Here is a 12,599-nt window from a genome sequence, read left to right as displayed (position 1 = left end):
CTTGACACGATACAGACCTGTCTGTCACATTACAAGCACAGACAGGTCTGTATCACTCACCATAGGAAGGCTCGACATGAACTCCACCAGCAAATTCATCGCGGTGTACGGCGCCACCGGCCACACCGGCCGGTTTGTCGTGCAGGAAGCGCAGCGCCGCGGGTTGCCCGTGGTGGCGGTCGGGCGCAGCGCCGCACGGCTCGCCGAGGCCCTGCCCCCCATCGTGCCGCAGCGCACTGCCGATCTGGACGATCCCGCCAGCCTGGAACGCGCCTTCGCCGGCTGCGCGGTGGTGATCAACTGCGCCGGCCCGTTCCTGGACACCGCGGCGGCCGTGGCGCAGGCCGCGCTGCGTGCCGGCTGCCACTACATCGACGTCACGGCAGAGCAGGCCAGCGCCCTGGCGAGCTTCACCGAACTCGACGCACCGGCGCGCGCCGCCGGCAGGGCCGTGATCCCCGCCGCGGCCTTCTACGGCGGCCTCGCCGACCTGCTGGCCAGCGCCCTGGCCGCTGAGGGTGACATCGACGAGATCACGGTGGCGATCGCCCTGGACCGCTGGTGGCCCACCAGCGGCACGCGCAAGACGGGCGAGCGCAACACGGTGCCGCGGGTGGTGGTGCGGGATGGCCGCCTGGCGCCGCTTCAGCCTTCGGCCGACGTGGCCAACTGGGTGTTCTCCGCGCCGCTGGGGCCGCAGGCCATGACGCAGATGCCCTTCAGCGAAGTGATCACGCTGTCCCGCCACCTCAAGGCCCGCGAGATCCGCTCCCTGCTCAACCGCTCGGCGCTGGCCGACATCCGCGACGCGGCCACACCGGCGCCGACGGCCGCGGACGATAGCGGCCGCTCGGCGCAGCGCTTCGAGCTGGTGGTGCGCCTGGTGCAGCACGGCATCACCCGCACCGCCGGCGTGCGCGGGCAGGACATCTACGCCGTGACGGCACCCGTCGTCATCGAAGCCGCCCAGCGCCTGATGGCCCCCGCCTACCGGCGCAGCGGCGCGTTGGCGCTGGGTGAGGCGGTGGACGCGGTCGACATGCTGCGCTCGCTGGACGGGTCGGCGCTGGAGGTGTTTGGAGACGCATCGCCCGGCTGATTCGCCGGACATGCCGCGGTCCACGGGCCGGCTGCGGCGAGTCCCTCCTGGAGGTGCGCATCGCGCCGCAGCGCTAGGGGTGGAGTTCGATCCGCGCACTCGGCAACGCCTGGAGCCGCGGCTTCAGTTTGGCGTTCTTGCCGTCCAAGGTGCACACGATCAAGTGCACCGGCCACCCGCCCGTGTCCGCCAATCGGGACACGATTTCATGCGGCATCTCCAATCGAGGCGGCGCGGGCTCAAGCTCCAGGCCGAGGACGTAGGTGAGCACCGTGGCATCCGACGGAAGGATGCGCCGCGCGATGTAGGCGTGCGCAACGCCGGCATGGTTGGCTTGCACCAGTGCTTCCACCTTGGACCGCTGCTCGTCAGTCAATTCCGGATCGCTCAACTCATGGTCGACATTGAGCTCACGCAACTCCGGATGCACCGACTGTTCCCAGCGGTCCCGCTGGAGCCAGCGCTCCTGATAGGCATCCGCTCTCGCATCTTCGCGCTCCCGCAAGTACTCGAACGCCTTTTCACAAGCGGGTTTCACCGCGTCGGCATCCAACTCCATCGCACGCTCCAGGCACGCCAGGCCCATTTCGTCGCCCATGGACAGTCGCCACTCCCCCTCCAGATACGGGCCCAACACGCTGGCGGGATACGCCGCGGCAAACGAGGCCAGGTCGGCTTCGAAGTCCGACAGGGCTTCGAGATCCAACCGCAGGCGAAGACGCTCGGAATGCTGCTCTTGTGTTGGGCTGGTCATCCCGCAAAGCTCGGCGAGGCGGGCTCGCTGCTTCAGCACCGTCTCATGGCGTTGGCGCCAGGCATCACGAACATCGTCCCTCCACCGGGCCTGAACCCGGTCCCGAACGGGACTCAGCTGGGGCCCCAGCCAGGCTTGCGCGGCGCTCGGTCCGCCAGTCCAGACCGGTACCTCTTCCAGGTCGGCAGGCGCCGTGCACTGCAACGCTTTCAGGCGGTCCCGCAACGAGGGGTGCGTGTCTGCGACGCCGGCCTTGTGCGCCACGGCTCGCTTCAGCCATCGGCGCGCCTCCTCGGCGCAGACCTGGGTCGCCGCGCTGGCCCACTGAACCGCAATGTTGTCCGGAGGAGTCGGGCTCTCCAAGGTCTTGCGGAACGTTTGGCGAATGAACTTGCCGTAGTGCGCGCTGGTCACGTCAACCCGCTTCAATGCGCTGGCGGTCGCCTGGCTGCCAACCAGTTCGGCCGCCGCAGCGTCTGCCTGATACTCGTTGGCCCGCGCCAGAACGAAGGTGTATGCATTGAAGTACGGCGCGTACGATTCGACCAGCCTGCCCAGCGCCTTGCCGCCGAACCCTTGCCATTGGCGCGACACCCCGTGCACCGTGGCCCAGGTGATCCGCAGGCGGTAGACGAACGCCGCGAATCGTCCATGCGCACCGGAGAGGTGGCCGTATTCATGCGCGACCACCGCTGACGCCTCCGCGGGCGGCAGGCTTTCCAGCAACGGCAGGCCGAGGATCAGATAGTTCCGAGAGGGGCCGAAGAGCCCGAAAAGAGGCCGCTGGACCACTGCCGCGTTGAGGTCGTCGGTGACAAGCACATGGTGGAAACGCGGCCCTCTCATGCGGCTGCGGATCGCGTCGATGGCGTCGAACAGCGCCGGCACATCGGAGCGTCGCACTTCCACTCCTTCGGGCACCGGCAACCGGGTCAACAGCGCGGAAGTGGTCGACCTGATGAGAAGCCACACTGGAATCGCCAGGATCAGCAGGAACTTGGCGAGCCAAAGATAGGCGGCCCAGGCATGGAAGCCTCCAGACCACAGCGCAATCGGCACGGCGACGAGTGCAAGCAGCGTCACTCCGGCAGCCGCCATCATCAAGGCGATGATCCCGAAGCCCACCAGAACCAGCAGCAAGACCTTGATGCGGTAGGACACTGGCTTCTGATCGATGGCCACTTCGAGTTGGCCAACCATCTGCTCGAACGCCGGATATTCCATCGACCACTCCCCCCGTTACTTGTAGTTGCGGGAATTGTCGATCACACCGGATTGCGCGGGCCACACCGCAACAAAGGGGGTCACGCCGCGCAAGCGGCATCGCACCGCTTTCTGGAGAGGTGTGCCAAGCGCCCGACCATCCGGCCGTGCCGTGACGGTGCGATGACGGCGCGACGTCACTGGCGTGTCATCGCCGCGTCATGCCCAGGTCACCGCCCGCCGGCAGCATCGCGCCAACCCCCAGTCCCGCACGAGGCGCAGATGAACGAGTCGTTGGTGAACCATCCCTCCCTGCAGCAGCCGGCCGCGCGCGCAGGCACTCCACCATCTACCGCGACCCGTGCGCAGCCCGGTACGCTGGAAGTCGTGTGGGCCCGCCACGAGCACGAGGTGCAGGCCGCGCAGCGCTTGCGCCACCAGGTGTTCGCTGGCGAAATGGGCGCGCGGCTGCAGCCGCCACCCGGCACGCCGGACGGGCTGGACGCCGACCGCTTCGACGCGCATTGCGAACACCTGCTGGTGCGCACCGCGGAAACCGCTGCCGGGCCCAGCATGCTGGTGGGCACCTACCGGGTGATGATGCCGGCGGCCGCGCAGCGCCTGGGCGGCTACTACACCGAGGAGGAATTCGACCTGTCGTCGCTGGGCCGGCTGCGGCCCTACATGGCCGAACTGGGCCGCTCCTGCGTGCACCCGGACTGGCGGCGCGGCGCCGTGATCCTGCTCATGTGGAGCAAGCTGGCGGAGTTCATGCACGCCAACAACGTGGCGGCGGTGATCGGCTGCGCCAGCATCCCGATGGCCGACGGTGGCCACACCGCGGCCAGCGTGTGGCAGCAGCTGAAGGCATCCCATCTGGTGCCGCCGGCGGAGCGGGTGACCCCGCGCCTGCCGCTGCCGGTGGAGGCGCTGCGCAGCGACCTGGCGGTGGAGCCACCGGCGCTGGTGAAGGGCTACCTCAAGTGCGGCGCGCGCCTGCTGAGCGCACCGGCCTGGGACCCGGACTTCAACACCGCCGACCTGCCGTTGTTGCTGCGCGTGGCCGACCTGCCCGACACCTACCGCCGCCGATTCATGGGGGCGTAGCCTGCGGTCGCCGATACAGCTGGTGACCAGTGTCATCAAGCTGTCGCAATAGCTTCATAAATTGGCGCGATGACCAGCACCTCCGATCCGCGCCAGCCTGGCTTCATGGTGCCGCTATTGAATCGCGAGCGGTCGATCCTCGAGTTCAACCGCCGCGTGCTGGCGCAGGCCCTGCGCCCGGACGTGCCGCTGCTCGAGCGCCTGCGCTACGTGACCATCGTGTCGTCCAACCTGGACGAATTTTTCGAGGTGCGCTTCGCCGACTTCATGGAGGCCGCGCGCCAGCCCGGCACCGGCGTGTCGCCGGGGGACCTGCTCTCGGTGGCGCAGGCTGCCCATGAGCTGATCGACGAGCAGTACCAGGTGTTCAACGAACACGTGATGCCCACGCTGGCGCAGCAGGGCATCGTGGTGCTCAACCATTCGCAGCGCAACGCCGCCCAGCGCGCCTGGGTGGCGCAGTTCTTCGAGACGCAGGTGCGGCCGCTGCTGGTGCCGGTGGGGCTGGACCCGGCACATCCGTTTCCGCAGGTGGCCAACAAGTCACTCAACTTCATCGCCCGCCTGGATGGGCGCGATGCCTTCGGGCGCAAGAACAGCATCGCGATCGTGAAGGTGCCGCGCGTGCTGCCGCGGGTGATCCGCCTGCCCGACCACCTGACCCGCGGCATGCAGGGTTTTGTGTTGCTGTCCAGCGTGATCCGCGCGCACCTGGAGGAGCTGTTCGGAGGCCGCACCGTCACCTCCTTCTCGCAGTTCCGCGTCACCCGCGACTCCGACCTGGAGGTGGACGACGAGGAGGTGACCAACCTGCGCCAGGCGCTGCGCTCGGGCCTGACCACGCGCCACTTCGGCCAGGCCATCCGGCTGGAGGTGGTCAACACCTGCCCGCCCGACCTGGCCACCTTCCTGCTGCAGCAGTTCGCCCTGCCGGAGGCGGCGCTGTACCGCGTGAACGGGCCGGTGAACCTGGTGCGGCTGAACGAGCTGATCGACCAATCCCATGCGCCCGCGCTGCGCTTTCCGGCCTTCGAGCCGCGCTGGCCGGAGGGCCGGCTGCCCAAGCACAGCTCGGTGCTCAAGCGCCTGCGTGAAGGCGACCTGCTGCTGCACCATCCGTTCGAAAGCTTCGAGCCGGTGATCCAGTTCCTGCGCGAGGCGGTGAACGACCCGGACGTGCTGGCCATCAAGCAGACCATCTACCGCACCGGCACCGAGTCGGTGCTGATGGAGCTGCTGATCGAAGGCGCGCGGCGCGGCAAGGAAGTGATGGTGGTGGTGGAGCTGATGGCCCGCTTCGACGAAGAAGCCAACATCAACTGGGCCGAGCGGCTGGAGGCGGTGGGCGCCCAGGTGGTGTACGGCATCGTGGGCCTGAAGACACATGCCAAGCTGCTGCTGGTGACACGACGTGAAGGCAAGAAGCGAGGCGGCAGCAGCACCAGCCTGCGCCGCTACGTGCACCTGTCCACCGGCAACTACAACGCGAAGACGGCGCGCCTGTACACCGACATCGGCTACTTCACTGCCGACCCGGACATCACGGCCGACGCCGATGCGGTGTTCCACCAGCTGGCCAGCCTCACCACGGTGAAGCCGCCGCGCCACCTGCTCACCGCGCCGTTCGGCCTGCACAACAAGATGCTGGCGCACCTGGCCCAGGTGACCCAGGCGGCCCGCCACGGCGCGCCCGCCCGCGTGGTGGTGAAGTGCAACGCGCTCACCGACCGGGCGTTGATCGACGCCCTGGTGGGCGCGGCCCGGGCCGGCGCTTGGGTGGACCTGGTGGTGCGCGGCGCCTGCATGCTGGCGCCGGACGTGCCGGAGGTCACCGAGCGCATCCGCGTGCGCTCGGTGGTGGGCCGCTTCCTCGAGCACTCGCGCATCTTCTACTTCCGCTGGGGCGAGGACGACCGGCATGAAGCGCTGTACCTCTCCAGCGCCGACTGGATGAGCCGCAACATGCTCCGGCGCATCGAGCTCGCCTGGCCGGTGCGCGACCCCGCCCTGCGCCAGCGCGTGATCGACGAGTGCCTGGTGCCCTACCTGCACGACGAACGCGACACCTGGGAGCTGGCGGCCGATGGCTCGTATCGCCGCAAGTCCGAGGACGGCGTGAGCGCACAGCAGGCGCTGATGCAGCGGTTCAGCTGATCGGCGTTCATGCTGTTGCCTTGTGATGCGTCTTGCCGGTTGACCAGCCGCCAGACCGCGGCTTAATATCGCGCCCCTTCCCCAAGCCGACGACGTTACTCCGATGCGGATCTAAGCCTTTCCCCGAACGCCGACCCACGCCACCTGCTTCTTGTGGCGTGGCGCTTGCCGCTTCACGGAAAGCTTTCCATGTCATCGTTGTCGACCACGAGCCGCAGTGCGGCCGGGGTGCCTGCTCCTCATTCTGCAGGCCCGAATTCATCTCCTTCTTCCCTCTCCTTCCGTCTCCAGGACGTGCAATGGGCCCTGACCGATGGCCGGCCCTTGTGGCGCGAGCCGCTGTCGCTGTCGGTCTCAAGCGGGCGGCTGGGCATCGTCGGGCGCAATGGCGTCGGCAAGAGCGTGCTGGCGCGCATCCTGTGCGCACTGATGCTGCCCACCAGCGGCCTGGCGGAATGCATGGGCCGCGTGCACCTCGTGGCGCCGCCGCTGGCATTGCAGGACGACCGCACCGTGGCGCAAGCGATGGGCGTGGGCGAGACGCTGGCCGCCGTGGAGCGGCTGAACGCCGGCTGCGCCACCGCAGACGACCTGCTGCTCGCCGACCTGCAATGGGACTTGCCGGCCAGGGTGGCGCAGGCCCTGGCGGATGCGGGGCTGCCCGGCCTGGGCCCGCACGACACCATGGCCACCTTGAGCGGCGGCGAACGCATGCGCGTGGCGCTGGCTGGCGCCATGGCCGCCGAGGCCGACAGCATCGTGCTGGACGAGCCCAGCAACCACCTCGACGCCGACGCCCGCGCCTGGCTGCTGGCGTGGCTGCTGGCGTGCACCCGCACGGTGGTGGTCATCAGCCACGACCGCAAGCTGCTGCGCGCGGTGGACCGCATCGTGGAGCTGACGCCACGCGGGCTGGCCACCTACGGCGGCGACTACGGCTTGTATGTGGCGCAGCGCGACGGCCAGGCCGCAGCCGCGGAAGCGGCCCTGGCGCACGCACGCAATGAACGCGATGCGGCACTCGCCAAACTGCGGCGCGAGCACGACGCACTGCAGCGCCGGCACGCCCGAGGGCGGCGTCTGGCGCGCACGGCCAACCTGCCGGGCATGGTGATCAACGGCATGCGCGAGCGGGCGGAGGCCACCGGCGCCCGGGAGGCGCACCGGCATGCCGACAAACGCCAGTCGCTGGACACCGTGGTGCGCGCGGCAGCAGAGCGTGTGGTGCAGGTGCCGGCGATCTTCCTGGCGCTACCGGCCTGCCGGGTGCCTGAATCAAAGCTGGTGTTGCAGCTCGAATCACTGCGGCTCCCGCATGTGGATGTGCCCCCGCTCGATGTGACGCTCACAGGGCCGGTGCGCGTGGCCCTGACCGGGCCTAACGGCTGCGGCAAGAGCACGCTGCTGCGTGTGATGGCCGGCACGCTGGCGCCCAGGGCTGGGCAAGCGTTGACGGCGGTGCCGTTCTCCACGCTCGACCAGGACGACACCTTGCCACCCGACGTGTCACTGCTCGACCGCCTGCGCACCTTGAATTGCCCGCTACGCGCCAGCGAGCTGCGCACCCGGCTCGCACAACTGCGGCTGGACGCCCCGCGCGTGACCATGCCGATGGGCCACTTGAGCGCCGGTGAGCGGTTGAAGGCCGCGCTCGCCTGTGCGCTGTGGCGTGGTGAACCGGCGCGGCTGCTGCTGCTGGACGAGCCGACCAATCACCTGGACCTGGACACCACGCTGGTCTTGCAGCGGGCGCTGCAGGCGTATGAGGGCGCGGTGGTGGTGGCCTCGCACGATGAGGAATTCATCGGGGCTTTGAAGCCGACGCATCGGTGGGGGTGGGAGGAAGGCAGGCTGGTGATGCGGGTGGCGGGGTAGGTCTCGCAGGGGCTGGCACACGGCCATGGCGCAGGACGGGCGGGGTGGCTACAATTTTTCGGCGCCCCAAATGGGGGCGCGTTGCCCAGGCCGCGACGATGTCCATGGCGGATCCGGTCGGAAATGACACCAGCGAGGCGCTCGCCGGCTGGCAGGGCCTGCTGCAGTCGATCGTGGACCAGTCCCCCGCGGCGATCCACGTGAAGGACCGCCAAGGGCGCTACCTCCTGGTCAACCGCCGCTTCGAGGAGATGCATCGCCTGCGGGCCTGCGAGATCGTCGGTAAGACCGACGCCGCGCTCTTCCCGCCCGAGCAGGCCGCACGGCGGCGCATCCTCGACCAGGCCGTGCTCGCCCGCGGTTGCGCGCAAGAAGACGAAGAAGCGTCTGCGATCGAGGACGACCCGAGCACGTTCCTGACGGTCCGGTTTCCGCTGCTCGGCGCACAGGGGCGGGCCGCCGCCATCTGCGGCATGTCGACCGACATCACCGAGCGCAAGCGCGCCGAGGACGCGCTGCGCCGCAGCGAGGAGGAGTACCAGAGCACCGTCGAAGATGCGCTCGAAGGCATCTTCCGGGTCTCCTTGCAGGGGCAGATGCTGACGGCCAATCCGGCGTTCGCCCGGATGCTGGGCTACGAGTGGGTGGACGAACTGCTCGACCGCATGACCGACGTGCGCCGCCAACTCTACGTTCGGCCGCAGGAGCGCGACCTCATCATGTCGGCCTTGCTGGAGCGGGGCACCGTCGAGGGGTGCGAGCTGCAGTTGCGCCGCAAGGATGGCAGCTCGCTCTGGGTGGCCATCAGCACCCGGCTGGTCCGCGATGCCGGCGGCCAGCCCCTTCTTGTCGAGACCTTCGCCAGCGACATCAGCGAGCGCAAGCGGGTGGAGGCCGAGCTGAAGCGGCATCAGGACCACCTGGCCGACCTGGTCGCCGAACGGACCGCGGAGTTGACCCAGGCCAAGGAGCAGGCGGAGGTGGCCAACCACGCCAAGAGCGCCTTCCTGGCCAGCATGAGCCACGAACTGCGCACTCCCTTGAACGGCGTGCTCGGCTTCGCGCAGATCCTTCAGACCGATCCGAACCTGACCCAACGCCAGCGGCTGGGCCTGCAGACCATCCAGCGCAGCGGCGAGCATCTCCTGGCGCTCATCAACGACATCCTCGACCTGGCGAAGATCGAGGCGGGCAAGGTGGACCTCGTCGAGGCGCCGGTGCAACTCAGCGAGTTCCTTCGTGTCGTGGCGGACATCGTTCGCGTCAAGGCCGACGAGAAGAAGGTGCGCTTCCGCTGCGACACACCGGCCGACCTGCCGGCCGCCGTGCGAACCGACGAACGGCGCCTGCGCCAGGTGCTGCTCAATCTGCTGGGCAACGCGGTGAAATTCACCGACCAGGGGGAGATTCGCCTGCGCGTCACCCAGCTCGACAGGGGCAGCGGCACGGCGTTGCTGCGGTTCGAGGTGGAGGACACCGGGGTCGGCATCGACGCCGAGCATCTCGAGACGATCTTCCTGCCGTTCGAGCAGGTGGGCCAGGCCGCACGCCGCGCCAGCGGCACGGGTCTCGGCCTGGCGATCAGCCGCCAGCTGGTGCGCGCCATGGGGGGCGACATCCGCGTCCAAAGCCATGCGGCACAGGGCAGCCGCTTCTGGTTCGACATCCGCCTGTCCGTCGTCGGGCAGCAGCTGCCGGACGGTGCAGCGTACGCCGAGGTGGTGGGCTACGAGGGCCGCCGGCGCCGCGTGCTGGTCGCCGACGACGTCCCGGCCAACCGCGCGGTCCTCACCGATCTGCTGGGTTCGCTCGGCTTTGTGGTCGACGAAGCCGAGGACGGCGAAGCCTTGCTGGCACGCGCTCGCATGGCCTGCCCCGACCTCGTCATCGCAGACATTGTCATGCCCCGCCTGGATGGTGTGCAGGCCACGCAGCACCTGCGCCGCACGCCGTCACTCGAAGCGGTCCCCGTGCTGCTGGTGTCGGCGACGGTGTCGGCGTCGGACGCCGAGCGCCACGTCGCGGCGGGTGCGAACGCCTTCCTGCCCAAGCCGATCGACGTGCGGCAGCTGCTGCAACGCGTGGGTGACCTGATGGAGCTGCACTGGACGCATGCGCCTCCGGCGTGAGCGGCGGGTTCATGACATCGGGTTACATGAACTCGCGCAGTTCCTGATCACACCGGCACGCCGCCGCGATCTTCGCGGCCCAGGCCACCGCCGCCTCGCGCGAGGGCAATTCAAGGATGGTGTAGCCGCCCTCGATCCGCCGCGTTTGCGGGCTCGAAGCTCACCCCAAAGACTGCGATCGCGGCGCGGTGCCCCCGCCACGGCCTTGGCGCGTGCTTGAACGAACGCGGCCTTGACGTCATGAGGACGAGCGGCTACACCCATTCGCGGCAAGCCAAGCTGGCTCGCGAGCCGGCAAGACGAATCGTTGTCCATCCCACTGAAGGTCGCAAACAAATGGCGCTCGAATGCATCAACCCCCGGGATCTTCCCACTCCGCAAACCTACACCCAGGTCGTCGTAGCGACGGGCACCAGGCTGGTATTTGTCGCAGGCCAGGAACCCGAAGATGTACACGGAAAACTTGTTGGCCGCGGTGATTTTGCGGCCCAGGCGCGCCAAGTGTTCGGAAACCTCGGCCGAGCCCTTGCAGCCGCAGGTGCCGTTCCCCGGCATGTTGCCAAGATCACCATCTACGTTGTCGACTACAGGCGCGACGAGCACCTTCCGATCATCGAAGCGGCACGCGTGTCGCTGTTCGGGGATCACAAGCCGGCCGACACGCTGGTGGGTGTTGTGGCCCTGTCTCCCGACTATCTGATCGAGGTTGATGCGGTCGCGGTCGTGGATGGTTGATACGTGCGCCGTGCTACCAGCGTGCGGCTCAGTGCATCTCCACCAACCGCAGCTCCACCCCCTGCACCTTCTGCCAGTGCGCCGCCTCCTCGCGCAGCAGGTGCAGCGCCTTGGGGTCCGGCCCCACCACGCGCAGCTCCACCGCCTGCCCGGCCGGCGCCAGATGCCAGCCGCCGATGTCCACGTCATGCCGCCCATGCGCCGCAATCACCGCCAGCCGCAGGCACAGCAGCTGATGCGCGAATCCGGGTGACGCCAATTCCGCTTCCACCTTGCGCAGCCCGCCCCGCTGCCCCAGCACCAGCGCGCCGATGCGCCGCTGCTGGCTCTGCGAAAACCCTGCCGCGTCCGCATGCGTGAGCAGGTAGGCGCTGTGGCGGTGGTGGTCGTGGTGCGACACCAGCATGCCGATCTCGTGCAGCGCGGCGGCCCAGGCCAGCTCGCGGCGCGCCTCGCCGCCGGCCGGCGCTGAGCCCAGGCGATCGTGCAGCGCCAGCGCGGCGGCTTCCACGCGGCGCGCCTGCGCGATGTCCACGCCGAAGCGGTGTTGCAGCTCACGCACCGTGGTGTCGCGCATGTCCAGCGGGTGCTGGCTTTGTGCGGCGCGCAGGCGAGCATCCAGGTCGATGATCACGCCCTGCCGCAAGGCACCCTTGGCGGGCTGCAGCGCGCGGATGCCCAGCAGCGCGCACAAGGTGTACAGGATGGCCAGGCCGCCCGCGATCACCGGCCGGCGATCCTCGCGCAGGCCGGCGAAGGCCAGCTTGTCCACATGGCCGGCGGCCAGGCAGCGCTCGATGCACCAGGCCAGGGCCTGCGGGGTGATGCGCCCGTCCGTCACGCCTTCAGCGGCCAGCACCTGCGACACCGCGCCGGCGGTGCCCGACGAGCCCAGCGCCTCGCGCCAATGGCGCGCGCCGAAGGTGGCAATGGATTCCTCGATCTGCGCCCCAGCGGCCACCTGCGCGGCACGGAAGGCATCGGCCGTGAGCCGCCCGTCGGCAAAGTAGCGCATCGACAGCCCCACGCTGCCCACCGGGAACGACTCCACCGCCAGCGGCTTGCGCCCACGCCCGAGGATGAGCTCGGTGGAGCGCCCGCCGATGTCGATCACCAGCCGCGGCTTGGGTGACGGCTGCAGGTGCGCCACGCCGGCATAGATCAGGCGCGCTTCCTCCCGGCCGGAGATCACCTCGATCGGCTGCCCCAGCGCCTGCTGCCCGCGCTTCAGAAAGTCGTCGCGGTTGCTCGCCTCGCGCAGCGTCTGCGTGGCCACCGCCCGCACCTGCCAGGGCGCAAAGCCCACCAGCCGCTCGCGAAAGCGCGCCAGGCAGGCCAGGCCGCGCTGCGCCGCCTCCTCGCTGAGCTGCGCCTGCGGCCCCAGGCCGGCGCCCAGGCGCACGGTGTCCTTCACATAGTCGATGCGGCGGTAGCGGCCTTCTTCGAGCTGCCCGATCTCGAGCCGGAAGCTGTTGGAGCCGATGTCGATGGCGGCCAGCGGCACATGCGCGGCGGTGGGGGGCTTGTCCTGCATCGGGCGCAT

8 protein-coding genes and 1 pseudogene are annotated in these 12,599 nt (G+C 69.1%); 6 read left to right on the top strand and 3 right to left on the bottom strand.

Annotation, left to right across the window (positions count from 1 at the left end; genetic code table 11):
• Positions 1-76 precede the first annotated feature (76 nt).
• Complete coding sequence (locus tag VPH43_RS11160) at positions 77-1,099, top strand: saccharopine dehydrogenase NADP-binding domain-containing protein (protein WP_328577765.1); 1,023 nt, start codon at positions 77-79, stop codon at positions 1,097-1,099.
• A gap of 73 nt (positions 1,100-1,172) precedes the next feature.
• Here the strand turns inward: VPH43_RS11160 and VPH43_RS11155 are convergent, their stop codons facing one another.
• The gene (locus VPH43_RS11155) at positions 1,173-3,077 is read right to left on the bottom strand and encodes a M48 family metalloprotease (protein WP_328577764.1); all 1,905 of its coding nucleotides are present in this window, start codon (positions 3,075-3,077) and stop codon (positions 1,173-1,175) included.
• Positions 3,078-3,338: 261 nt separating this feature from the next.
• Between VPH43_RS11155 and VPH43_RS11150 the strand changes: the two genes are divergently transcribed.
• From VPH43_RS11150 to VPH43_RS11135, 4 genes are all read left to right on the top strand, one after another.
• Positions 3,339-4,163 carry a GNAT family N-acetyltransferase gene (locus VPH43_RS11150; protein ID WP_328577763.1) on the top strand — a complete coding sequence of 275 codons (825 nt, stop codon included), beginning with the start codon at positions 3,339-3,341 and terminating at the stop codon, positions 4,161-4,163.
• A 69-nt stretch (positions 4,164-4,232) separates the two neighbouring features.
• Entirely contained in the window at positions 4,233-6,317 is a 2,085-nt protein-coding gene (gene ppk1 / locus VPH43_RS11145) for a polyphosphate kinase 1 (protein ID WP_328577762.1), read from the top strand.
• Positions 6,318-6,611: 294 nt separating this feature from the next.
• Positions 6,612-8,192 carry an ATP-binding cassette domain-containing protein gene (locus VPH43_RS11140; protein ID WP_328577761.1) on the top strand — a complete coding sequence of 527 codons (1,581 nt, stop codon included), beginning with the start codon at positions 6,612-6,614 and terminating at the stop codon, positions 8,190-8,192.
• 98 nt (positions 8,193-8,290) lie between these two features.
• Positions 8,291-10,321, top strand: a complete 2,031-nt coding sequence (locus VPH43_RS11135; protein WP_328577760.1) for a PAS domain-containing hybrid sensor histidine kinase/response regulator — start codon at positions 8,291-8,293, stop codon at positions 10,319-10,321.
• A 22-nt stretch (positions 10,322-10,343) separates the two neighbouring features.
• Here VPH43_RS11135 and VPH43_RS24640 read toward each other — a convergent pair.
• A pseudogene (locus VPH43_RS24640) lies at positions 10,344-10,451 on the bottom strand (transcription initiation protein); the annotation flags it as partial.
• 86 nt (positions 10,452-10,537) lie between these two features.
• Between VPH43_RS24640 and VPH43_RS11130 the strand changes: the two are divergent.
• Complete coding sequence (locus tag VPH43_RS11130; protein ID WP_328577759.1) at positions 10,538-11,056, top strand: RidA family protein; 519 nt, start codon at positions 10,538-10,540, stop codon at positions 11,054-11,056.
• A 28-nt stretch (positions 11,057-11,084) separates the two neighbouring features.
• Here the strand turns inward: VPH43_RS11130 and VPH43_RS11125 are convergent, their stop codons facing one another.
• Entirely contained in the window at positions 11,085-12,590 is a 1,506-nt protein-coding gene (locus tag VPH43_RS11125; RefSeq protein WP_328577758.1) for a Ppx/GppA phosphatase family protein, read from the bottom strand.
• Positions 12,591-12,599: the final 9 nt, after the last annotated feature.

Origin of the sequence: Ideonella sp. BN130291 (genome assembly GCF_036231905.1) — a bacterium.
Lineage (GTDB): Bacteria > Pseudomonadota > Gammaproteobacteria > Burkholderiales > Burkholderiaceae_C > CAMLIZ01.
The sequence above is the reverse complement of the archived record's forward strand: the minus strand, read 5'-3'. Positions and strand labels throughout refer to the sequence as shown.

Bases quoted from the DNA above. Each gene is read 5' to 3' on its own strand.
- VPH43_RS11160 (WP_328577765.1), top strand. From the start codon at position 77: ATGAACTCCACCAGCAAATTCATCGCGGTGTACGGCGCCACCGGCCAC.
- VPH43_RS11155 (WP_328577764.1), bottom strand. From the start codon at position 3,077: ATGGAATATCCGGCGTTCGAGCAGATGGTTGGCCAACTCGAAGTGGCC.
- VPH43_RS11150 (WP_328577763.1), top strand. From the start codon at position 3,339: ATGAACGAGTCGTTGGTGAACCATCCCTCCCTGCAGCAGCCGGCCGCG.
- ppk1 (WP_328577762.1), top strand. From the start codon at position 4,233: ATGACCAGCACCTCCGATCCGCGCCAGCCTGGCTTCATGGTGCCGCTA.
- VPH43_RS11135 (WP_328577760.1), top strand. From the start codon at position 8,291: ATGTCCATGGCGGATCCGGTCGGAAATGACACCAGCGAGGCGCTCGCC.
- VPH43_RS11125 (WP_328577758.1), bottom strand. From the start codon at position 12,590: ATGCAGGACAAGCCCCCCACCGCCGCGCATGTGCCGCTGGCCGCCATC.